Annotated in this window: 22 protein-coding genes; 17 read left to right on the top strand and 5 right to left on the bottom strand. The window is 62.3% G+C overall.

Annotation, left to right across the window (positions count from 1 at the left end; all coding sequences use genetic code 11):
* Window positions 1–173 precede the first annotated feature (173 nt).
* Together ACZ6WW_RS05455 and ACZ6WW_RS05450 are read right to left on the bottom strand one after the other, a co-directional pair.
* Complete coding sequence (locus ACZ6WW_RS05455; RefSeq protein ID WP_465273290.1) at window positions 174–1,799, bottom strand: methyl-accepting chemotaxis protein; 1,626 nt, start codon at window positions 1,797–1,799, stop codon at window positions 174–176.
* A gap of 196 nt (window positions 1,800–1,995) precedes the next feature.
* On the bottom strand, window positions 1,996–2,781 hold the full coding sequence (locus ACZ6WW_RS05450; RefSeq protein ID WP_465273289.1) for an SDR family NAD(P)-dependent oxidoreductase: 786 nt from the start codon (window positions 2,779–2,781) through the stop codon (window positions 1,996–1,998).
* A gap of 308 nt (window positions 2,782–3,089) precedes the next feature.
* Between ACZ6WW_RS05450 and ACZ6WW_RS05445 the strand changes: the two genes are divergently transcribed.
* The 7 genes from ACZ6WW_RS05445 to ACZ6WW_RS05415 all read left to right on the top strand — a co-directional run bounded on the left by ACZ6WW_RS05445 (window position 3,090) and on the right by ACZ6WW_RS05415 (window position 7,915).
* Window positions 3,090–3,407, top strand: coding sequence for a hypothetical protein (locus ACZ6WW_RS05445; RefSeq protein ID WP_465273288.1), 318 nt, complete (start codon window positions 3,090–3,092; stop codon window positions 3,405–3,407).
* A gap of 4 nt (window positions 3,408–3,411) precedes the next feature.
* On the top strand, window positions 3,412–3,792 hold the full coding sequence (locus ACZ6WW_RS05440) for a GntR family transcriptional regulator (RefSeq protein WP_281848424.1): 381 nt from the start codon (window positions 3,412–3,414) through the stop codon (window positions 3,790–3,792).
* A complete protein-coding gene (locus ACZ6WW_RS05435; RefSeq protein WP_281848423.1) occupies window positions 3,789–4,646 on the top strand; it encodes an ABC transporter ATP-binding protein in 858 nt (285 codons plus the stop codon). The genes ACZ6WW_RS05440 and ACZ6WW_RS05435 overlap by 4 nt, the downstream gene beginning before the upstream one ends.
* A complete protein-coding gene (locus ACZ6WW_RS05430; protein ID WP_465273287.1) occupies window positions 4,643–5,608 on the top strand; it encodes a hypothetical protein in 966 nt (321 codons plus the stop codon). Before ACZ6WW_RS05435 ends, ACZ6WW_RS05430 begins: the two co-directional genes overlap by 4 nt.
* 27 nt (window positions 5,609–5,635) lie before the next feature.
* The gene (locus ACZ6WW_RS05425; RefSeq protein ID WP_465273286.1) at window positions 5,636–6,019 is read left to right on the top strand and encodes a hypothetical protein; all 384 of its coding nucleotides are present in this window, start codon (window positions 5,636–5,638) and stop codon (window positions 6,017–6,019) included.
* A 29-nt stretch (window positions 6,020–6,048) separates the two neighbouring features.
* The gene (locus ACZ6WW_RS05420) at window positions 6,049–6,609 is read left to right on the top strand and encodes a DUF2884 family protein (RefSeq protein ID WP_465273285.1); all 561 of its coding nucleotides are present in this window, start codon (window positions 6,049–6,051) and stop codon (window positions 6,607–6,609) included.
* 67 nt (window positions 6,610–6,676) lie between these two features.
* The gene (locus ACZ6WW_RS05415; RefSeq protein ID WP_465273284.1) at window positions 6,677–7,915 is read left to right on the top strand and encodes a serine hydrolase domain-containing protein; all 1,239 of its coding nucleotides are present in this window, start codon (window positions 6,677–6,679) and stop codon (window positions 7,913–7,915) included.
* Here ACZ6WW_RS05415 and ACZ6WW_RS05410 read toward each other — a convergent pair.
* A complete protein-coding gene (locus tag ACZ6WW_RS05410) occupies window positions 7,912–9,315 on the bottom strand; it encodes a class II fumarate hydratase (protein ID WP_465273283.1) in 1,404 nt (467 codons plus the stop codon). The genes ACZ6WW_RS05415 and ACZ6WW_RS05410 overlap by 4 nt on opposite strands.
* Before the next feature lie 144 nt (window positions 9,316–9,459).
* Between ACZ6WW_RS05410 and purB the strand changes: the two genes are divergently transcribed.
* The 9 genes from purB to pilH all read left to right on the top strand — a co-directional run bounded on the left by purB (window position 9,460) and on the right by pilH (window position 20,889).
* On the top strand, window positions 9,460–10,824 hold the full coding sequence (gene purB, locus ACZ6WW_RS05405) for an adenylosuccinate lyase (protein WP_465273282.1): 1,365 nt from the start codon (window positions 9,460–9,462) through the stop codon (window positions 10,822–10,824).
* 157 nt (window positions 10,825–10,981) lie between these two features.
* A complete protein-coding gene (locus tag ACZ6WW_RS05400) occupies window positions 10,982–12,172 on the top strand; it encodes a JmjC domain-containing protein (protein ID WP_465273281.1) in 1,191 nt (396 codons plus the stop codon).
* Window positions 12,172–12,672, top strand: coding sequence for a DUF7931 domain-containing protein (locus ACZ6WW_RS05395; protein ID WP_465273280.1), 501 nt, complete (start codon window positions 12,172–12,174; stop codon window positions 12,670–12,672). Before ACZ6WW_RS05400 ends, ACZ6WW_RS05395 begins: the two co-directional genes overlap by 1 nt.
* Before the next feature lie 284 nt (window positions 12,673–12,956).
* Window positions 12,957–15,815, top strand: coding sequence for a 2-oxoglutarate dehydrogenase E1 component (locus ACZ6WW_RS05390; RefSeq protein ID WP_465273279.1), 2,859 nt, complete (start codon window positions 12,957–12,959; stop codon window positions 15,813–15,815).
* A gap of 7 nt (window positions 15,816–15,822) precedes the next feature.
* Complete coding sequence (gene odhB / locus ACZ6WW_RS05385) at window positions 15,823–17,016, top strand: 2-oxoglutarate dehydrogenase complex dihydrolipoyllysine-residue succinyltransferase (RefSeq protein ID WP_465273278.1); 1,194 nt, start codon at window positions 15,823–15,825, stop codon at window positions 17,014–17,016.
* A gap of 121 nt (window positions 17,017–17,137) precedes the next feature.
* Entirely contained in the window at window positions 17,138–18,562 is a 1,425-nt protein-coding gene (gene lpdA / locus ACZ6WW_RS05380) for a dihydrolipoyl dehydrogenase (RefSeq protein WP_465273277.1), read from the top strand.
* A gap of 277 nt (window positions 18,563–18,839) precedes the next feature.
* Window positions 18,840–19,433, top strand: coding sequence for an LOG family protein (locus tag ACZ6WW_RS05375; RefSeq protein ID WP_465273276.1), 594 nt, complete (start codon window positions 18,840–18,842; stop codon window positions 19,431–19,433).
* Window positions 19,434–19,446: 13 nt separating this feature from the next.
* Window positions 19,447–20,454: a YhdH/YhfP family quinone oxidoreductase gene (locus ACZ6WW_RS05370; protein WP_465273275.1), complete on the top strand. Its 1,008-nt coding sequence runs from the start codon at window positions 19,447–19,449 to the stop codon at window positions 20,452–20,454.
* Between the two features lie 69 nt (window positions 20,455–20,523).
* Window positions 20,524–20,889: a twitching motility response regulator PilH gene (pilH, locus tag ACZ6WW_RS05365; RefSeq protein ID WP_465273274.1), complete on the top strand. Its 366-nt coding sequence runs from the start codon at window positions 20,524–20,526 to the stop codon at window positions 20,887–20,889.
* 54 nt (window positions 20,890–20,943) lie between these two features.
* Here the strand turns inward: pilH and ACZ6WW_RS05360 are convergent, their stop codons facing one another.
* Both ACZ6WW_RS05360 and ACZ6WW_RS05355 read right to left on the bottom strand, forming a co-directional pair.
* Entirely contained in the window at window positions 20,944–21,852 is a 909-nt protein-coding gene (locus ACZ6WW_RS05360; RefSeq protein ID WP_465273273.1) for a DnaJ C-terminal domain-containing protein, read from the bottom strand.
* A 146-nt stretch (window positions 21,853–21,998) separates the two neighbouring features.
* The gene (locus ACZ6WW_RS05355; RefSeq protein WP_465273272.1) at window positions 21,999–22,451 is read right to left on the bottom strand and encodes an Hsp20/alpha crystallin family protein; all 453 of its coding nucleotides are present in this window, start codon (window positions 22,449–22,451) and stop codon (window positions 21,999–22,001) included.
* Window positions 22,452–22,590: 139 nt separating this feature from the next.
* Between ACZ6WW_RS05355 and ACZ6WW_RS05350 the strand changes: the two genes are divergently transcribed.
* Complete coding sequence (locus tag ACZ6WW_RS05350) at window positions 22,591–23,067, top strand: redoxin family protein (protein WP_465273271.1); 477 nt, start codon at window positions 22,591–22,593, stop codon at window positions 23,065–23,067.
* Window positions 23,068–23,139: the final 72 nt, after the last annotated feature.

Below are 23,139 nucleotides of genomic sequence, written 5' to 3'. Positions count from 1 at the left end.
GCCTATCCCTGTAGCTTGAGGAGAGCCACTCCGCGCAAGGCGAAGAAGCTCTCAATCACCGTCCCCTGCCAGCACAAGAGTGCGCCAGACAAGGGCGGTGCGGCTATCGGTTCAGGTCGCGGCGCAACGTAGGCAACTCCCTACAACTTTCGGAATATCCAGCGTAAGGCTATTTACGCCGCCAGCATGCGCCCGCTGTCCTGCGGAGTGATTTCTTCGTCCATGACCGACTCGCCGACACGGAAGAAATCCACCTGCGCGAGCAAGGCATCGGCATTGCGCCGCATGGCGAGACTGGTACTGGCAACACGCTGCACCATGGCCGCGTTCTGCTGCGTCATCTCATCCATGTCCGCCACAGCGCGGTTGACCTGTTCGATGCCGGCCGTCTGCTCGCGCCCCGCCAGCGCGATGGCCGCAACTTTTTCGGCCACCTGTTGTGCCGTGCTGACGATCCCGGCCAAGGCCTGTCCCGACTGCCCGACCAGGCCATCGGCATCGGCCACCGCCTGTTCGCTGGCTTCCATGGTTCTGCGGATATCACGCGCGGCAAGGCTGCAGCGCTGAGCCAGTGCACGCACCTCGGCGGCAACGACCGCAAACCCACGGCCATGCTCGCCTGCACGCGCCGCTTCCACGGCCGCGTTGAGTGCGAGCAGATTGGTCTGGAATGCCACCTCGTCGATCAAGCCGACAAACTCGGCGATGCGTTGACCGCTATCGCGTATCGCGCCCATCGAAGCGATGGTGCCAGCGACTACGGTGTGTCCCTGCGCAGCCTGTTCCCTGGAAAGCCGCGCCATGCGGTCGGCCTGCGTCGCATGACCGGCCGACTCGGCCACTGTTGCCGCCATCTGCTCCATCGACGCGGAGGTTTCCTCCAGATGCGCCGCCTGCGACTGCGTACGTTGATTGAGCACATCGCTGGCGCTGGCCAGCCCTTGCGCGTCGTGTCGCACCGAGGCCGCAGCCGCGCGGACTTGTTCGACGACGCTGGCCAACTGCTGATCCATCACTGCGAGATGTCGCAAGACGGCGCCGATTTCGTCGGCACGACCGACCGTGATCGCCTGGCCGACACGACCTTGCGCAATGCGTTCGGCTACCGCCGATGCCAGCTTCAGGCGTCTGCTCAATGCACGAATCATTCCGCCATCGATCAGGCAGGCCAGCAACAAGGCAGCCACGAATGCCGCAACCAGCAGGATCAACCCATGTTGATTGGCGACATGCTGTGCCGCAGCCTGCTCGCCACCGGCGGCAAGCGCTTTTTCGAACAGGTTGGTGAAGTCGGTCTGCAAGGGCAGCAGCGCCGGCTGCAACTCGGAGGAGAGCTTGACCTGCGCGATGTCGTACTGCTCGGCATCGAGCATGGCCAATGTCTCGTCCATCGACTGCTCGGCCGCCTTGCGGTGTTCGGCGGCGATCGCAAGCAGCTGCTTTTCCTGCAGCCCCAAGCCGCTGGCCGCTAACGGCTTCCAATGCCGCTCGATATCCACGCGATTGCTTTTCAATGCGGTCTTCGCATCGTCGACCGAAGACGGTAGCCGCGTCATGACCGCATGCGCGATCGCCTGAAAGTTGTCGTTGTAGTCGTTCTGGATGCGCCCGACATCGGACACCGGCGACAGCGTGTCGCCGACCACCGATTGAATGCGCTGGTCGGCACGGTTCAACAAAGAAGCACCGAGCACGCAAATGAGTGCCAGCATGGCCAATACGCCCGCGAGGCGAATCAGCAGCAGTGCACGAAGGGAGAGAGACTGAAAAACCGGGGAAAAACGAAGCCGCGAAGGCATGGGGATGACCTTGAGGGGACGGGGATCACCCCCCGAGGTCGGCAATACAGCGTTGGGCTTGAGAAGATATTTGATGAATTTTTCTTTACATCGCAGTTATTTGACAGGCATGTTTCCGAACCTGTTTTTTTGCACGGCGATAATTGCATGCACGGTGATGTCGCGACCCGCTGTGCATCCCATCCACACACGTCCCTCAAATCACTCCCGCCTTGCCCCCATCCATCGGAATGATGGCGCCAGTGACATAGCTGGCCATGGGCGAGGCAAGAAAAGCGGCGACCCGCGCAATTTCCTCCGGCTCGGCAACGCGTCCGCATGGAATCTCATCCGTCAGCTCTTTCAACAGTTCGTCCTGCGAACGCCCGGTCGCACGCACCGACGCGGCAAGGCCTTCTTCCATGCGTTCGGTTCGTGTGGTGCCGGGATTGATGACATTGACGCGCACGCCGCGGGCTGCGTACGCCGTGGCGTAACCCACCGATGCAAGCATCAAAGCCGCATTGGCGGCGCCGCCACCGATATGCAGCGGGTTGGCCTGGCGTCCGCCCTGCCCGACCACGTTGACGATGCTGCCGTGCCCACGCACAGCCATGTGGCGAATAACTGCGTCGATTGCATGCATATAGGGGAAGTACTTCGCCTGCATCGCCGCATGGATGGCCTCGGCGTCCAGCTCGTCGACCGGCCGGCGACGCGCGGCGCCCGCGCAATTGACCAATACGTCGATCGGGCCGTGATCGTTCTCGATGCACTCCATGACCATCCGGGTCGCCACGCTGTCCGATAGATCCGCCGTATGTACGGCCATCGTCAAACCCGATGCGCCGAGCTGGCGTTGCGCTTCATGCAGGCGATGGAGATCACGCGAAATGCCGACGACTTTCGCGCCTTCGCGTGCGAACAGCTCGGCGCAGGCCAGCCCGATGCCCTTGCTCGCGCCCGTGATGACCACTACCCGACCTTCCAGCTCCAGATTCATGCCGCATGCTCCGCTACCTGTATCACGCGCGCATTGAAGCATGGCCTGCGCAAAGCCGACGAGACCGGAGCTGATAGATGTCATATGCGATGACTGATGGACGCTTCTGCCGCGAGACGATCCATTTGCCCAGCATAAGCAACGTCGGGGCAGTCTGTAGCCGCTCGAAGCGAGCTCTGCCGCAGCCGATCACCATATAGGCCATCAGTCATGTTGCGAAATCGCACATTGCCGCTTGACGGTTGTCGAAGTGGTGTTATAGTTCACTACAACACCGGTCCACGAGACCACTAACGAGGAAGCACGCCATGAAAGCGCAGAACCTATTAACCCTGACCGCCGCGTTCTTGCTGACCTCCGCCAGCCTGGCCGCGATCCACTCCAACGTCATGGCCGTCCCGGTCAGTGAAATCAACGGCGCCAAGGTAATCGACCTGGCTCCGGTCAATGTCACCCCCAGCGCCGAAGACCGCCGCGCCGCTGCTCTGCTGAGCGACAACTCGGTCGCTGGCGTCGGCGCCAGCCTGGGCCGCGGGGTCGAAGCGAGCGCTACCTTGCTCGGTACTCAGCTAGCCATGCCCTACTATTCGTTTGGCACCCAGTTCGGCCGTATCACGAAGGAATAACCGTATGTCCATCACCTGGAACGACAGCGTCCCGATCTACCGCCAGCTCCGCGAACGCGTAGTGGCGATGATCCTGGACGGCGCCTTGAACGAGGGCGACCCGCTGCCGTCAGTGCGCCAGGTGGCGGCGGACTACCAAATCAATCCGCTGACCGTATCGAAGGCGTACCAGGAACTGGTCGACGATCAACTTGTGGAAAAAAGGAGGGGGTTGGGCATGTTCGTCAATGATGGAGCTCGCGAAGCCTTGCTCAAGTCCGAGCGCGAACGCTTCTTGCGCGAAGAATGGCCGATGCTTTACGCACGTCTTCAACGGCTGGGCCTGGATCTGAAGACCCTGCTGCGCGAAGCACCGGCCTCGGCCAACCCGGAGGACCCGTCATGAATGCCGTGGTGACCGCAAGCGGCCTGGTCAAGCGCTACAAGCAATCCGTCGCGCTGGACGGGGTGAGTTTCGAAATCCCTTCCGGCCGTATCGTCGGCCTGATCGGTCCCAACGGTGCAGGCAAGACCACCGCGCTGAAGGCGATCCTGGGGCTGACCGATTTCCAGGGACAGCTCAATGTGCTGGGTTTTGACCCACGCTCGCAGCGCAATCAACTGATGGAACAGGTGTGCTTTATCGCCGACGTCGCCGTGCTGCCACGCTGGATACGCGTAAGCGAAGCGGTGGACTTTGTCGCCAACGTGCATCCACGCTTCAACCGCGCCAAGTGCGAGGCCTTTCTGGCACGTACCAAGCTGCAGCCCTCGATGCGCGTCAAGCAGATGTCCAAGGGCATGATCGTGCAATTGCACCTGGCCCTGGTCATGGCGATCGACGCACGCTTGCTGATCTTGGACGAACCCACGCTGGGCCTGGACATCCTGTATCGCAAGCAGTTCTACCAGACCTTGCTGGAAGATTATTTCGACGAGAACAAGACGATCATCATCACCACCCATCAGGTGGAAGAGATCGAGCACATTCTCACCGACCTGATGTTTATCCGTGACGGCAAGATCGTCCTCAACACCGACATGGACGCCATGGGCGACCGTTTCGCCGAAGTGATGGTCAGCGCCGACCGCGCTGCCGACGCGCGCCGGCTCAATCCGCTGGACGAGCGGCAGATCTTTGGCAAGAGCATTTTCCTGTTCGACGGCGCGGACCGCGCGACGCTCGAAAGCATGGGCGAAGTCCGTCGCCCATCCGTCAGCGATCTGTTCGTCGCCACCATGAAGGGAACCTACGCATGAAAACCTTCGTCTGGTTGGTCAAACGCGAATTCTGGGAGCACCGCGGCGGTTTTCTGTGGGCACCGCTGGTGGCAGGCTCCGTCTTTCTGATCCTCAACATGATGGCCCTGATTGCCGCCGAAGTAATCGGCATGCGTCACGGCATGCATTTTGGCGGCAGCGACCTGCATATGCTGATCGAAAAGGCCGATGCGGGCGACCTGGCAAAAGTCGGCACCGGGCTGGATCTCGCCCTGCTCTCGTCCACCGGCATCATCGGTATCGTGATGGGATTCGTGGTGCTGTTCTACTGCCTCGGTTCGCTTTACGACGACCGTCGCGACCGCAGCATCCTGTTCTGGAAATCGCTGCCGATTTCCGACATGCGCACGGTCCTGGCCAAGGTTGTCAGTGCAGTGATCCTGGTCCCGGTCATTGCCGTGGTCATCGGTATCGCGATCGGCGTCATCCAGCTCATCATGTTCGCCATCGTGCTGTCCTTCCATGGCATCAACGCCTGGCAGCTGCTGACGCTGGCCCATCCGATCCGCACCATCCTGGCCATGATCACCGCGGTTCCGCTGTATGCGCTGTGGGCGCTGCCGGCAGTGGGTTGGTTGATGCTCTGCTCGGCCTGGGCACGCAGCAAGCCCTTCCTGTGGGCGGTAGCCGCACCGCTGGTGACCGGCCTGATGGTGACCTGGTTCAACATCATGGGGCTGTTCAACCTGTCCTCAAGCTGGTTCTGGCATCACATCGTCCAGCGCATCATCCTGAGCGTGTTCCCCGGCTCGAACCTAGTCTTCGACGAGCATCAGATGCAGGCGATGGCACAGCTGGGTGACGATGCGCCCTCGGCCATCCTGACCCCGGGTAGCAGCTTCCTCCTGCTGGGTTCGATCGAGTTGTGGATCGGTGTGGTTGCCGGTATCGCATTGATCGCCGCCGCCATCTGGTTCCGCCGCGTTCGCGACGACAGCTGATCCGTAACTCCTGGGGAGAAAGGCATCATGCAAAAGAACAAAGTCACGCGAGCATCCTGGGTAGCCATCACCGTTGCGATCTTCGTCGGCATGGGCACTTTCTCCTCGCATGCCAGCGATCCCAGCCAGTCTTTCGTTGGGCGCTGGACAGCCGATGGCGCTACGGACAAGGTCGTCGCTGTCGAGACCACCGGCAGACAGTTGAAGCTGACGCTCACCGGCAACATGGGTGTGCGAGACGGCCAGACCGTTATTCTCGATCGCGTCGACGACAATACGTTCGGCGCAACCGATGCGAGCGGCGTCACGACGCGTCTGGTCGCCACCTCACCCGGCCACGCCACGTTCTCGATGAAAGGTGGCAACGCGAAAAACGCGGTCTATATCCACACCGGCCTGAGCCGGCAATAATCCTCAGTGATTACGAAGGGGAAAAACTCATGAATCACAAGCCATGGCTTGGAGCAGTGCTGGTGTGTGGTGCTTTGATCGCCGGTTGCGATGTCATGGACGCCGACACCACCATGATGAACGGTGCCATCGTGCTCAAGGACAAACAGGTCGTCCTTAGCCCGGCCAATCAACCCAAGGCAGCGATCGACTCCAGTGGCAACCTGACGATCGACGACAAAGTCGTCAGTGTGACGCCGGCCCAGCAAGCCTTGTTGATGGCGTACTACATGAACGTTGTGGATGTTCACAACACCGGCATCAAGATGGCCAAGGCCGGTGGCAAGGTCGCCGTCCAAGCGTTGGCGCATGCCGCCAGTACCAGCAAGGAAGACAAGGCACAGGACGCGGCCCAGGAACTGGCCAATATGAGCATGGACATCTGCAAGGACACCGCCGGCATCAAGACCGTGCAGGATCAGCTCGGCGCGCAGCTACCTGCCTTTAAGCCCTATGCAAATATCGTAGATAACGCGAGCGTGGACAGCTGCGTCAACGAAGCCAAGGACGACAGCAAGGATGCCGCGGGCAAGGACGACGCGAAGAGCTGAGCGTTGTCGCTGACGGCTTCGGCAAGGATGCCGAGGCCGTCCACGATCATCTTTCGGAGGGATCGCGATGCGTCTGCTTCGTCGATGTGCGCTGACGTTGGCTGCGCTGGGATGTCTGGCCGGTTGCGCATCCCCTGCTCCGCATCACCCTGCTCCACAAAGACTGTACGGCGACGCGCTCGACACACGCGTGCAAATGCTGATGCAAGCGGCTCACGTCTCCGGACTCGCCCTCGCCGTGATCGAGAATGGACGCATCGTCCATCTGCGTGCCTACGGCGAACGCGATACCGAAAAGCATTTGCCCCTCACCGTGGACACGACCATGTACGCGGCCTCGATCACCAAGGCCGCGTTTGCGTATGCCACCATGACTCTGGTCGACGAACATCGACTCGATCTCGATGAGCCGCTGCCGGCCTTGCTGCCCAAGCCGCTACCCGACTACGACAAATACGCCGATCTCAAAGACGACCCGCGCTGGCGACAGATCACGCCACGCATGCTGCTCAGCCATACGGCGGGTTTTGCCAATTTCCGTTTCTTCAAGCCCGAAGGGGGCTACGATCCGAACGGCAAACTGAAAATCTACTTCGATCCGGGCACGCGTTTCGCCTATTCCGGCGAAGGCATCAATCTCATGCAGTTCGTGCTGGAAGAAGGCCTGCACCAGGATGCCGGGCAGCTCATGCAGCAGCAGTTATTCGATCGCTTCGCTATGAAGCGCACCGGCATGGTCTGGCGCGACGATTTCGCGAACAACCTGGCCATCGGCTATGACGAAGCCGGCAAGCCGCTGGGCCATAAACAGCGCGGCTCGGTACGCGCTGCCGGCTCGATGGATACGACGCCTGCCGACTATGCGCAGTTACTTGCCGGCATGGTTCGCGGCGATGGCCTGAGCGCGAAAGCGCATGCACAATGGCTCGAGCCGGTGATCGCCATCCACTCGGTGCAACAGTTTCCGACGCTCGATACCACCACCACGCATGACAACGACAGCATCGGCTTGTCGTATGCGCTCGGTGTCGTAACGTTTAGATCGCCACAGGGGCCCGCATGGTTCAAGAGCGGCCACGACGACGGCACCAACAATCTGATCCTGTGCCTGCAGGCGTCGCGCGATTGCGTGATGATCCTGAGCAACAGCTCCAATGCCGAAAGCATCTTCAAGTACCTGATCGACGCCACCCTGGGGCCGACCTGCTTTCCCTGGTTCTGGGAAGGCTATGTTCCCTACGATCATCCCCAATGGCGTGATGCGGCAGCCAGGAGCTTGCCGCATCCACCATGCGCGAAGGTTTAGCCACCGCCACCACCGCCGCCATGAATGCCGCCTTTTGTCAGCGTCATCGGATCGAGCAGCTTCTTCAGTTCGTCTTTCGATAGGCCAGTGGTTTCGAGTGCGACATCCATGATCGGGCGTTTTTCCTTATAGGCCTGCTTGGCGGTGGCAGCGCCCTTCTCGTAACCGATCACCGGATTGAGCGCGGTGACCAGGATCGGGTTCTTGTCGAGGGCTTCCTTGACGCGCGCGGTATTGACCTTGAAACCGGCGATCGCCTTGTCGGCAAGCAGCACCGTGACATTGGCCAGGATCTCGATCGACTGCAGCAGGTTGTAGGCGATCATCGGCAGCATCACGTTCAACTGGAAGTTGCCGGACTGACCACCGATGGTAATGGCGGCATCGTTGCCGATGACTTGCGCGGCGACCATCGCGGTCGCCTCGGGAATCACCGGGTTGACCTTGCCGGGCATGATCGAGGAACCAGGCTGCAACGCTGGCAACTCGATCTCGCCCAGGCCGGCGAGCGGACCGGAATTCATCCAGCGCAGGTCGTTGGCGATCTTGAGCAAGGCGACCGCCAATGTTTTGAGCTGGCCGGAGAGTTCTACCGCCGCGTCCTGTCCGGCCATGCCCTCGAAATAGTTCTGCGCCGATTCGAAACGCACCTCGGTGAGCTTCTTGAGTTCACGCGCCAACGCCGGTCCGAACCTGGCATCGGCGTTGATACCGGTACCGACCGCCGTGCCACCCTGCGGCAGGCGGCGCATGCGCTTGAGGCTGTCCTCGATCCGTTCGATCGACGAGTCGATCTGCGCCGCCCAGCCCGACAGCTCCTGGCCAAAGGTGATCGGCATCGCGTCCATCAGATGTGTGCGGCCGGTCTTGGGAACGTTCTTCAGTTCCCGGGCGCGTTTGTCGATGGTCTTGCGCAAATGCTTGAGCGCGGGGATCAACTGCTCGCTCGTCGTCAGCGTGGCGCTCACGTGGATCGCCGTCGGGATCACGTCGTTCGAGCTCTGGCCGTAATTGACGTGGTCATTGGGATGCACCTTGGCGCCGGCCTTGGCCGCGACGTGGGCAATCACCTCGTTCGCATTCATATTGGTGCTGGTGCCCGAGCCGGTCTGAAAGATATCGATCGGGAACTGCTTGTCGTACTCGCCGTCGGCGACCGCCAGCGCCGCCTTGCGAATGGCGGCGGCCTGGGATTTTTTCAGGTACCCCAGCCCCAGGTTGGCCTCGGCGGCGGCCGCCTTGATCAGGCCGAGCGCACGGATGAACTCGCGCGGCAGGTGCAGGCCGGAAATCGGGAAGTTGTCGACGGCACGCTGGGTCTGTGCGCCATAGAGGGCATCGGCGGGGACTTTCAACTCGCCCATGCTGTCGTGTTCGATGCGGAAACGGTTGTTGCTCATGGGAGCGGTCCTTGGCGAGGGAGGCTGACTATATGCCTTAAGCAGATGGGGGATGGGTAGTGGGGGCACAAGCCCGCCGCTTCCGGCCTCCCTGTCGCCATCCGTTGTAAAATGCCCAATTTCCCGTTTCCGGAACCCTCCCCCATGTCCCACGCCCTGACCGCCCTGTCGCCGCTGGACGGCCGTTACGCCAGCAAGGTCGAACCGCTGCGCCCGATCTTCAGCGAATTCGGCCTGATGCACCGTCGCGTGCAGGTCGAGATCGCCTGGCTGCTGGCGCTGGCGTCGGATCGCGGCATCGTCGAACTGGAGCCGTTTTCTTCGGCGCAGGTCGCCCAGTTGCAGGCGATCTCCGACCAGTTCGGCGTGGAGGATGGTGCGCGTATCAAGGCGATCGAAGCGACCACCAACCATGACGTCAAGGCGGTGGAGTACTTCATCAAGGAGCGCATGGGCAACGATGCCGCGCTCGCCCAGGCGAAGGAGTTCGTGCATTTCGCCTGCACCAGCGAAGACATCAACAACCTGTCCTATGCGCTGATGCTGCGTGATGCACGCGATCAGGTGCTGTTGCCGACCTTCGACAAGGTCATCACGCTGCTGCGCCAGCTGGCGCACGCCAACGCCGAGTTGCCGATGCTGTCGCGTACGCACGGCCAGACCGCCTCGCCCAGCACCCTGGGCAAGGAACTGGCCAATGTGGTGGCGCGCCTGGAGCGCCAGCGCAAGCAGCTTGCAGCACTGGAAATCCCCGGCAAGATCAATGGTGCCGTGGGCAACTACAACGCCCATGCCATTACCTATCCGGAAGTGGACTGGCGCGGCTTCTCGCAGCGTTTCGTCGAAAGCCTGGGGCTCGACTACAACGCCTATACGACGCAGATCGAGCCGCACGACGGCGTGGCCGAGTACTGCGATGCGGTGCGCCGCGCCAACATCATCCTGATCGATCTGGCACGCGATATCTGGGGTTACATCTCGCTGGGCTACTTCAAGCAGGCATTGAAGGCGGGCGAAGTGGGCTCGTCGACGATGCCGCACAAGGTCAACCCGATCGATTTCGAAAACGCCGAAGGCAATTTCGGCTTGGCCAACGCCCTGCTCGGTCACTTCGCCGAAAAGCTGCCGATCAGCCGCTGGCAGCGCGATCTCACCGACTCCACCGTGTTGCGCGCGCTGGGCACCGCGTTCGGCCACACGCTGGTGGCGCTGGAATCGTTGCTCAAGGGTCTGGGCAAGCTCACGGTCAATGCCGATCGCCTTGCGGCCGATCTGGATGCCAGTTGGGAAGTGCTGGCCGAGGCCGTACAGACGGTGATGCGTCGCTATGGTTTGCCCGAGCCGTATGAGCAGTTGAAGGCGTTGACGCGTGGTCAGGGGATCACGCGCGAATCGATGCGTACGTTTATCGAAGGGCTCGCGCTGCCGGCCGATGCGAAACAGCGTTTGCTGGATCTGACGCCGGGCGGCTATATCGGCCTGGCCGTGCCGCTGGCAAAAGATATCTAACCCCCTCCTACCCGTCGTCCCGGCGAAGGCCGGGACCCAGCGTCTTTCATGTCGGAGCGTGGCGATAACCACGTTCCAAGACACTGGATCCCGGCGTTCGCCGGGATGACGAACAAAAAAGTCTCTCGCGAATATTCAGCGGAACAGGACGCCCAGCATGGCCAGCCCCACCCTCCCCATCGAAGTCCGTGGCAGCGCCAAGCAGCCCCTGGGCATGTCGCCCGCACAGTTCCTGCGCGACTACTGGCAGAAACGCCCGCTGCTGATCCGCAACGCCTTCTCGGATTTCCAACCGCCACTGGAGCCGAACGACCTGGCCGGCCTCGCCTGCGAAGAAGCTGCCCTGTCGCGCCTGATCGTCCACGACGAAAAGCGCGACCGCTGGAGCGTCAAGACGGGGCCGCTGAGCGAGGACGATTTCTCCAAGACCCCGGACAGCAACTGGACGCTGCTGGTGCAGGACGTCGACAAGTGGGACGTGGACGTCGCCGCATTGCTCGAGTCGTTCCGCTTCCTGCCGAGCTGGCGCGTCGACGACATCATGATTTCCTATGCCGAGCCGGGTGGTGGCGTGGGCGCCCACGTCGATCAATACGACGTGTTCCTGTTGCAGGCGCTGGGTCAACGGCACTGGGCGATCAACGAAGACCCGAATGCGCCCAAGGATTTTCGCGACGACGTCGAGCTGAAGCAGCTCAAAGTATTCGAGCCCTCCCACGAATGGCTGCTGGAACCGGGCGACATGCTTTACCTGCCACCCGGCATCGCACACGACGGCGTCGCGTTCGGCGGCCCCTGCATGACGTTCTCCGTCGGCATGCGTGCACCATCGCAGGGCGAACTCACCGGCGATCTGGCCGATTATCTGGCCGAGCGACTGACCGAAGACCAGCGCTACGCTGACCCCGACCTGGCGCCGGTCAAGGCCGTGGGCGAAATCGACAAGCACGCGCTGGCACGCATCAAGGACTCGATGCCGATCGCCGCTGCGCTGGACGACGACACCCTGCGCGACTGGTTCGGCCGCTTTATTACCCGCTATCGCAGCGCACAGACGCCAGCCCCGGCCGACAAGCCGTTAACCGAAGCCGGGTTGGCCAAGCTGCTCGAAGGCGGCTGCGAACTGCTGCGCCATCCCTGGTCGCGCTTCGCCTGGAGTCGCGGCAGGAACGGCTGCACGCTCTACGCGAATGGACATGCCTATCCGGCCACCGTGGAGCTGTCCGAGCCACTGTGTGCCGAGCGCGTGCTTGTACCTGCACGCAAGCCCGCCGCGGCCGATCGCGCCTTGCTGCTGGCCTTGATCAACGATGGCCACCTGCTGGCCAAGAAAAAGAAAGCCCGCTGATGGAACCGGCCAGTGCCCCTAAGGAAACGCTATCGGTCGACAGCCAGGATGAACTGGCCTCGGCCCGGCTCACCCTGCTTCGCCAGGCCCGCTACCGTCTGGCGATCTATCAGCCCCTGCTGACCGCCAACGCGTTCAATAGTGCCGACGACATCGCCGAGCTCCGACGCATCGCCAGCTCAGGCCGCAACGCGTCGATCCGAATCCTCCTGCACGACCCGCAAGCCGCCCTGCGCGAAAGCCATCGATTGATCGCGCTGGCCCAGCGGCTGCCCAGCGTGATCTCGATTCGCGTACCGGTCGAAGAACACGATCTGGGCTACGGCAGCGCCTTCCTTCTCAATGATGCCGGCGGCTACGTGTTTCAGCCCGATGCCCAGCGTCCCCAAGGCCGTGCCGCTGTTGAGGACCGGTCGTCGCAGGCGCCCCTGTCGCAGCACTTCGACGAGGTCTGGGAACGGGCCGAGCGCGCAACCGCCCTGCAATCCCTCGACCTCTGAACGACCTGCCGGCCTCCACCGGCCTTCTGAGGGCTGAACGCCGATTCGCCGAATGGCTGGGTTGCCTGTAAGGCAAAACAGCCACAAATCCGCTGCGCCAGCGCCGTTCTGACCAAGGTCGAACGCCCGGGACTCGAAATTTCGTCGCCGATCCCCACTTTTATCAACAATTCGGGTTGCCGCGTCGCAGCACCCCGGAGCTATAATTAACAGGATTTTTCGCCAGCGTTTTGGGTCCGTCAGGCCTGACACGCTGTCAGCCTCCCTTCCCTGCCGGTGGTGACGTGAGCACAAACCTGATTCGCGAGTTCTTCGAGTCCTCTCAACTCGCAGGCGGTAACGCCGATTATGTCGAACAACAGTATGAAGCTTGGCTCGCCGACCCCGCGTCGGTTCCCGCCGAGTGGAATCAATATTTCCAGACCTTCAAAGGCCGCGAGTCGGGGGACGTATCCCACACCGCGGCCATTGCGCGTATAGAGGCTGCACAAAAGCAGCGCTACGTGAATGGCAGCGGCGGTGGCGGCGTAGTGGCCGGCAGCGTGGACGATGCCCACGCGCGCAAGCAGGCTGGCGTGTTGCGCCTATTGACGGCCTACCGTTCGCGCGGCCACTTGGCCGCCGACCTCGATCCGCTGGGCCTGACCCAGAAGCTCGAAGCGCCGGATCTGGGCCTGGCCTTCCATGGCCTGACCGACGCCGATCTCGACACCCAGTTCGACACCAACAACTTCGCCGGTACCGGCCCGCGCATGAAATTGCGCGACCTGCTGGCAGCGCTGAAAAAAGTGTATGCGGGCACGATCGGTGCCGAGTTCATGCACATCAGCAATCACGAGCAGCGCAACTGGATCTATACGCGTCTGGAGCAGGCCAATGGTTCGGCCAGCCTGGACAAGGGCGCCAAGCAACACTTGCTCGATAGTCTCACCGCCGCCGAAGGCCTTGAGCGCTACCTGCACACCAAGTATGTCGGCCAGAAGCGCTTCTCGCTCGAAGGCGGTGACAGCCTGATTCCGATGATGGACGATGTGGTCCGCGCAGCGGGCGACAACGGCGTCAAGGAAGTGGTGATCGGCATGGCCCATCGCGGCCGTTTGAATGTGCTGGTCAACATCCTGGGCAAGCCGCCCAAGACGCTGTTCAACGAATTCGAAGGCAAGTGGGATCACCCGGACGATCCGGCCCACTCCGGCGACGTGAAGTACCACATGGGCTTCTCCGCCGACGTCAAGACGCCCAACGGCGGCGTGCACGTCGCGCTGGCGTTCAACCCGTCCCATCTGGAAATCGTCAACCCGGTCGTGGCCGGCTCCGTGCATGCCCGCATGACGCGCCGTCGCGACACCGAGCGCAAGCAGTCGCTGGCCGTGCTGGTGCACGGCGACGCGGCGCTGGCCGGCCAGGGCGTGAACATGGAACTGTTCAACATGTCGCAGGCCCGCGGCTTCAAGATCGGCGGCAGTCTGCACATCGTGGTGAACAACCAGGTGGGCTTTACCACCTCCAATCCGCAGGACGCCCGCTCCACGCTGTACTGCACCGACCTGGCCAAGATGGTCAACGCGCCGGTGTTCCACGTGAACGGCGACGATCCGGAAGCGGTGATCCAGGCCACCCGCCTTGCCTACGACTTCCGCAAGGAATTCCGCAAGGACGTGGTGATCGACCTGGTCTGCTACCGCCGCCACGGCCATAACGAGGCTGACGAGCCGGCAGCGACGCAGCCGGTGATGTACCAGATCATCCGCAAGCGCCCGACCACGCGCGATCTCTACGCGCAGCAGTTGGTCAAGGAAGGCACGATCGCCGAGGGCGACGCCCAGAAGCAGTTCGACGCCTACCGCGACCGCCTCGAGGCCGGCGGCACGCTGGCCACGACGGCCGAAGATCTGCGCAACGATATCCCGGTCGACTGGGCCCGCTTTATCGGCGGCAAGCTGTCGACGCCGACCGACACCACGGTGCCCAAGGCCAAGCTGATCGAGCTGGCCAACAAGATCCTCGACATTCCCAACGACATCACGCTGCAGTCGCGCGTCGCCAAGATCTACGACGACCGCCGCAAGATGGCCGCGGGCGAACAGGCCGGCGATTGGGGTTTTGCCGAAAACCTCGCCTACGCCACGCTGATCGACGAGAACTACAACCTGCGCATGGTCGGCCAGGATTCGGGCCGCGGCACGTTCTTCCATCGTCATGCCGTGCTGCATGACCAGAAGGACGGCCACACCTTCATGCCGCTCACCAACATTCGCAGCGATGCCGATGTCGAAGTAATCGACTCGCTGCTCAGCGAAGAAGCGGTGATGGCGTTCGAGTACGGTCACTCCACCACCGATCCTTACACCCTGCATATCTGGGAAGGCCAGTTCGGCGACTTCGCCAACGGCGCCCAGGTGGTGATCGACCAGTTCATCAGCTCGGGCGAGTCCAAGTGGGATCGCCTGTGCGGTCTGGCGCTCTATCTGCCGCACGGCTACGAAGGCCAGGGACCGGAGCATTCCTCCGCCCGCCTCGAGCGCTTCCTGCAGCTATGCGCGATGGAGAACATGCAGGTCTGCGTGCCGACCACGCCGGCGCAGGACTTCCACATGATCCGTCGTCAGATGCTGCGCCCGACGCGCAAGCCGCTGATCGTGATGACGCCCAAGTCGCTGCTGCGCCACAAGCTGGCCGTGTCGACCCTGGACGAACTGGCCGAGGGCAGCTTCCAGCTGGTCATCGGCGAGCACCGCGACCTGCCGGCCAAGAAGGTCAAGCGCGTCGTGCTGTGCGCGGGCAAGGTCTACTACGACCTGCTCGAAGAAGCCGAGAAGCGCGAGATCAACGACGTCGCCATCGTGCGCGTCGAGCAGCTCTACCCGTTCCCGCGCGCCGAAGTGAAGGCCGAACTGGACAAGTACGCTTCCGCCAAGGAAGTGATCTGGTGCCAGGAAGAGCCGATGAACCAGGGCGCCTGGTTCCAGATTCGTCATCACCTGCAGGCCGTTGTCGGCGCCAAGCAGAGCCTGTCCTATGCAGGCCGCGCGCGCTCGGCAGCACCGGCTGCCGGTCACCTCAACACCCATGTCGCCGAACAGACGGCGCTCGTCGAACAGGCGCTGGTCGCGCCCGTCGGCACCGACCACTCCGCGGAGTAAGACAAGCATGTCCATCGAAGTCAAAGTCCCCGTCCTGCCTGAGTCCGTCTCCGACGCCACCATCGCTACCTGGCACAAGCAGGCCGGCGAAGCGGTGAAGCGCGACGAGAACCTGGTCGACCTGGAAACCGACAAAGTCGTGCTTGAAGTGCCCTCGCCCGTCGACGGCGTGCTGAAAGAGCTGAAGTTCCAGACCGGCGACACGGTCAACAGCCAGCAGGTCATCGCCATCATTGAAGAAGGCGCCGCTGCTGCCGCGCCGACACCGGCTCCTGCCGCGGCGGCTGCACCTGCACCGGCCGCTGCTGCGCCGGCTGCCAGCCACGCTGCATCGGGCGATCTCTCGCCGGCCGCACGCCGCGCCGCCGAAGAAGGCAAGGTCGACACCGCCGGTATCGCCGGCACGGGCCGCGACGGTCGCATCATCAAGGAAGACGTGGTCAACGCGCCGAAGTCGGCTCCCGCTGCTGCCGCGCCGGCCGTCAAGCCGACGCCGGGCTCGCGTCCGGAAGAGCGCGTGCCGATGACGCGCATCCGCGCACGCATCGCCGAGCGCCTGATGCAGTCGAAGAACTCGATCGCGATGCTCACCTCGTTCAACGAAGTGAACCTTGCCGAAGTGAGCAAGATGCGCAAGACGCTGGGCGAGCAGTTCGAGAAGTCGAACGGCGTGAAGCTCGGCTTCATGAGCTTCTTCGTCAAGGCCGCCGCCGAAGCGCTGAAGCGCCATCCGGTGGTGAACGCCTCGGTCGACGGCAACGACATCATCTATCACGGCTATCAGGACATCTCGATCGCCGTGTCCACCGACAAGGGCCTGGTGACGCCGGTGCTGCGCGACGTGCAGGACATGAGCTTCGCCGATATCGAAAAGGGCATCGTCAACTACGCCAAGAAGGCGCGTGACGGCAAGCTCGGCCTGGACGACCTGCAGGGTGGCACCTTCACCATCACCAACGGCGGCACCTTCGGTTCGCTGCTGTCGACCCCGATCGTCAACCCGCCGCAGAGCGCGATCCTTGGCATGCACACCATCAAGGAGCGCGCCATCGTCGAGAACGGCCAGGTGATCGCCGCCCCGATGATGTACCTGGCACTGTCCTACGACCATCGCATCATCGACGGCAAGGACGCGGTGCTGTTCCTGGTCGATATCAAGAACCAGTTGGAGAATCCGCAGCGGATGTTGCTTGGTCTTTGAGCGCCCCGCTCAAAGACGAAATAGGTAACGAAGCTCTGGCGGCGAGCGTTGCGATGGTTCGCATGCTCGCCGTAACCCAAAAGCCGCAGCTCCCAAGCGCGGCAAGCATCAAGGAAACACCATGAGCGACAAATTCGACGTCATCGTCATCGGCGGCGGTCCCGCCGGTTATCACGCGGCCATCCGCGCCGCGCAGCTGGGCCTGAAGACGGCCGTCATCGACGCGTTCGTCGGCAAGGACGGCAAGCAGGCGCTTGGTGGCACCTGCTTGAACGTGGGCTGCATCCCGTCCAAGGCGCTGCTCGATTCGTCCAAGCAGTTCTACAACATCGCGCACAACCTGCCGGTGCACGGCATCACGGTGGAGAACGCCAAGGTCGACCTGGGCACCTTCATCGGCCGCAAGGACAAGATCGTCAAGCAGTTCACCGGTGGCGTGGCGCAGCTGTTCAAGGCCAACAAGATCACCAGCTACTTCGGCAAGGGCAAGCTGCTCAAGGGCAACAACGTCGAAGTCACCGGCAACGACGGTGAGAAGCAGACGATCAGCGCGACCAACGTGATCCTTGCGTCCGGCTCGGTGCCGATCGAATTGCCGTTCGCCAAGTTCGACAACAAGTTCATCATCGACAACGCTGGCGCGCTGGACATCAGCGATGTGCCCAAGCGTCTTGGCGTGATCGGCGCAGGCGTGATCGGCCTGGAGCTGGGCAGTGTGTGGCGCCGTCTGGGTTCGGAAGTGACCGTGCTCGAAGCGCTGCCGGATTTCCTCGGCGCCGCCGATGCCGACATCGCCAAGATCGCGTTGAAGGAATTCGCCAAGCAGGGCCTGGCGATCAAGCTCGGCGCCAAGCTGTCCAAGGCCGAGGTGAAGGGCAACGAAGTGCACCTCACCTATAACGACAAGGACGGCGATCACGATCTGGTGGTCGACAAGCTGCTGGTGGCCGTGGGCCGCCGCGCCTACACCGACGGCCTGCTGGCCGACGACGTCGGCGTCAAGCTGGACGAGCGCGGTCGCATCGTGGTCGACGAGCATTGCCACACCGGCGTGGACGGCGTGTGGGCTGTCGGCGACGCCGTGCGCGGCCCGATGCTCGCGCACAAGGGCTTTGAAGAAGGCATGGCGGTCGCCGAGTGGATCGCCGGCAAGGCCGGCCACGTCGGCTACGACACCATGCCGTGGGTGATCTACACCGAGCCGGAAATTGCCTGGGTCGGCAAGACCGAAAAGCAGCTCAAGGACGAAGGCGTTCCCTACAAGGTCGGCACCTTCCCGTTCGCCGCCATCGGCCGCGCCGTGGCGATGAACGAAGCCATCGGCCAGGTGAAGATGATCGCCCACGCCGAAACCGATCGCATCCTGGGCGTGCACATGGTCGGCCCGGGCGTGTCCGAGCTGATCGCCGAGTGCGTCGTGGCGATGGAGTTCAAGGGCTCGTCCGAAGACCTCGCCCGCATCGTCCACGCGCATCCGACGCTTTCCGAAGCCGTGCACGAAGCGGCGCTGTCGGTGGACAAGCGCGCGATTCACAAGGGCAACTGAGGGATCGGCGTGCTGTAAGCGCGCGAACATGGCCCGCTCGTGGCAACATGAGCGGGCTTTTTTATTCCAGACATGCATGAGCTCTTGTAGGAGCTGTCTTTAACCCCAGTTTTCATCGTCGCCCCGGCGAAGGCCGGGGCCTAGCGTCTTCAGCACGTTGAAGCGTAAGGCACTGGATCCCGGCGTTCGCCGGGATGACGGCTTGGAAGCGGTTTTAGAAACTCCCTAAAGTTGCTTAATACATTTAAGCCCCTTCTCATCCAAAGCACCCACCACCATGCACCCCACCGCCCTCTGCGTCTACTGCGGCTCCAATAGCGGCAATCATTCCGACTACACCGACGTTGCTGTTTCGCTCGGCACCGAAATGGCCAGGCGCAACATCAGCCTGATCTACGGTGGCGGCAAGGTAGGCCTGATGGGCACGGTGGCCGATGCGGTGCTCAACGCCGGTGGCAAGGCGATCGGCGTGATTCCGCGCCAGCTGGTCGAACGCGAAGTCGCCCACCAGGGCCTGACCGAGTTGCAAGTGGTCGACACCATGCATCAACGCAAGACGCGCATGTTCGAGCTGGCTGACGCATTCGTCGCATTGCCCGGCGGCTACGGCACCATGGACGAAATGTTCGAAATGCTGACCTGGGCACAGTTGGGCCTGCATCGTTATCCCTGCGCGTTCTACAACGTGCGCGGCTACTACACGCCGCTGCGCGGCATGATGGATCACATGGTCGGCGAAGGTTTCGTGCGCAGCGAGCAGCGCGAAAACATATGGTTCGGCGAAGGCATGGACGCGATGTTCGACTGGATGAGCGCCTACCAGAGCGGCTATACGCCCAAGTGGATCGACAGCAGCAGCGTCAAGGCCTGAAGAGGATCGAAGCATGAGCTCCACCGCATCGTTTCGCGCATTTCGCATTCATAACGACGCATCGGGTTATCGCGCCGGCGCGGAAACCATCGACGCCGATGCCTTGAGCCCTGGCGAGCTGCTGGTCGAGGTGGCTTACTCCTCAGTCAATTTCAAGGACGCGCTTGCCGGTACCGGCAAGGGCAAGATCCTGCGCCAGTACCCGTTGAACGGTGGCATCGATGTCGCCGGCCGCGTCGTCGCGTCCACTGACCCCAGGTTCAAGGAAGGCGACGCTGTGCTCTGTACCGGCAGCGGCCTTTCCGAGACGCGCGATGGCGGCTACGGCCAATACATTCGCCTGCCCGCGCAGTGGGCAATTCCGCTGCCGGCCCAGCTGAGCCTGCGCGAAAGCATGATCCTGGGCACAGCCGGCTTTACCGCCGCGCTGGGCCTTTGGCAGATGGAGAACAACCGGCAGACACCATCGCTAGGCCCGATCGCCGTTACCGGCGCTACAGGCGGCGTAGGCATGCTGGCGATCGATATCTACTCGCGTGCCGGCTACGAGGTGCATGCGATCAGCGGCAAGACCGACCAGTTCGACGTATTGCGCGAACTGGGCGCCAGCGAATGCCTGGACCGCCACCAGTTGGCCTTCAGTGGCAAGCCGATGGACTCGGCCCGCTTCGGCGGGGCGCTGGACAACGTCGGCGGCAAGATGCTGGCCGGGCTACTTCCTCTGATCCAACCCTATGGCAATGTTGCGGTTTGCGGCAACGCCGGTGGTTTCGCCTTCGACAGTACTGTGATGCCCTTCATCATCCGTGGCGTCAATTTGCTGGGCGTGGCCACGGCCGGTACCGCACGCGATATCCGTGAAGAGGTCTGGCAACGTCTGGCAACAGACTGGAAACCACGGTATCTCGACCGCATTGCGACACGTGAAGTCGACCTGGACAACCTGGCCGGGGTGTTTGAACCCATGCTGGCAGGTGAGTCATTTGGTCGTACCTTGGTACGTATTGGTCCCGATGCCTAGACAAGTGGCTTGGAACCCGCGATAAACGCAGCTTAGAATCACTGAAACAACTAGGGGAACTTATTCCTTATGGCACGCATCCTGATCGTCGACGATTCGCCGTCGCAGTTGCTTGGCATCAAGCGTATCGTCGAAAAGCTCGGGCATGAGGCGGTAACCGCCGAAGACGGCGCAGCCGGTGTCGAAGCCGCCAAGCGCGAAATGCCTGATCTGATTCTGATGGACGTGGTGATGCCCAACCTCAATGGTTTCCAGGCCACACGCACCATCAGCAAGGATCCGGACACCGCGCACATTCCGATCGTGCTGGTCACGACCAAGGACCAGGACACGGACAAGGTGTGGGGCATGCGCCAAGGCGCGAAAGCCTATGTCACCAAACCGATTAAGGAAGAAGAGCTGGTGACGACGCTGAAGACATTGCTGCCTGCATAAGCCGGCCTTGCTTCGATAAAAAAAACGGCGCCAAGGCGCCGTTTTTTTTAATCGCTAACTGCGCGGGTCATACCCGGCAAACGCGTCGCGCAAGGCTTCATACGCCTTGCGCTCTTCCTCGCTGGCTGCAGCGGGCGCCCGAATCGACAACTCGACCAGTTGATCGCCTGGTGTCGTGCCCGGCATCCCCCGGCCCTTCAGGCGCAGCTTGCGGCCCGATTGCGAGCCGGCGGGAATGCGCAGGTCCACCGTGCCGGCCAGGGTCGGCACGGGCACCGTAGCACCCAGGGCGGCTTCCCAGGGCGTGATCGGCAGGACGTGCAGTACGTTGTGCCCCTCGAGGCGGAAGCGCGCATCGTCGCGAATACCGACCTCCAGCAACAGGTCGCCACTGGGACCGCCGGCCTGGCCTGCATGGCCCTGACCGGCGAGGCGGATGACCTTACCCGGTTGGATCCCGGCCGGAATCTTCACTTCCAGCGTGCGCTCGCCGCCATGGCTGTCCTGCAGTACCAGACGGGTGCGGCCGCCGTCGAAGGCGGTCTTCAGGTCGATCTGTACCTGCGCCTGCACGTCGCCGCCCCGGCGCGGCCGTGGCGCGCCGCGCCCGGCGGCCCCGCCGGCACGCGCGCCAAAGAGGCTTTCGAAAAAGTCGCTGAAGTCGCCGTGGCCCGAATCGCCAAAATCGAAACCCTGCCCGCCCTGTCCCCAGCCCGGTGGTGGACGGAACTGCTCGCCACCGCGATAACCGCCGGCGCGCAGCTGATCGTAAGCCGCGCGCTTTTCTTTATCGCGCAGCACTTCATTGGCTTCATTAATCGCCTTGAACTTGTCTTCGGCGCCCGCTTCTTTGTTCTTGTCCGGATGATATTTGCGCGCCAATTTGCGATAGGCCGCCTTGATATCGGCCTCGCTGGCATCGGGCTTCACACCCAGGATGTCGTAATAATCTTTGAATTCCACCGCCGCTCCCCGGCCAATGCTTTAAGCACATGCAGCCTGCCGCAGACGATCGTCCACGACAGGCCTTTCATGTCATTGCAGTCTACCCGCGAAAGCCAGGCGACCGTGAGCCGATCGCCTGGCTTCATGCCTTGAGTACAGGCCTATCAGTGCGCGGTGTCGATCGCGATGCGGCGAGGCGCGGTCTGCGCACGCTTCGGGATCACGATCTCCAGCACGCCATGCTTGCCGCTGGCGGTAATGCCTTCGGCATCGGCGCTTTCCGGCAGCGAGAAACGGCGGTTGAAGCTGCCATAGGCTCGCTCGATACGGGTGAACTTCGCGCTCTGCTCGGTCTTTTCGGCAACGCGCTCGCCCTTGATGCTCAGTACGTTCTTGTCCATGCTCACTTCGATCGTCGCCGGATCGATGCCCGGAATATCGGCCAATATCACGAAGCGGGCGTCTTCTTCCTTGATATCCACACGCGGCGCCCATTGGCCCGCGGACGGACTGGCAACGTCCGTCTCGTCGGTGCTCAAAAAGCGGTCGAATGCATGACGCACATCGTTCAAGTTGCGCAGCGTGCCCCAGGTCAACTGAGAGGGAATGCGGTTCATCGGGTAACTCCTTGAATAGGGTTGCGGCTGGTTGCCGCCTGACACAGGAAATAGGCGCTGGCCGGACAAATTCAAGACGACAGGGCCATGGACAGGCCCTACCATGCGCGTTGTTTTCCCTTCCTTCAGCGTGGCAACCATGAGCATCCAACCGGGCGAGACCCTCCCCGATACCGATATCTACCTGGCCGGCGAGACGATCGAACGCACCCGGACCGCCGACTTGTTTACCGGTCGCCGCGTGCTGCTTTTTGCGGTGCCCGGCGCGTTCACGCCCACCTGCTCCAACAAGCATCTCCCGGGCTATATCGAACACATGCCCGCATTCCGCGAACGCGGTATCGACGTGATGTGCCTGTCGGTGAACGACGCGTATGTGATGCAGGCGTGGGGGCGGAATCAGCACATTCCCAACGACCTGCTGATGCTTGCCGATGGCAATGGGCAGTTCACGCGCAGCATGGGCCTGGAACTCGATGGCAGTGCCTACGGCATGGGTCTGCGCGCACGCCGGTTTGCGCTGTTTGCGGAAAACGGCGTGGTCAGGCTGTTGCAAGTGGAAGCGCCGGGTGAACTGAAGGTCTCGACCGCTGACGCCATGCTTGGCGCCATCTGATTCCCATATGGCACAGAACAACAAAAAACCCCGTTCTTGCGAACGGGGTTTGATGTAGAGCATTACAACGCT

This window comes from Dyella sp. NPDC103356, from assembly GCF_055584465.1.
This window is presented reverse-complemented; position numbering and strand designations above follow the sequence as displayed.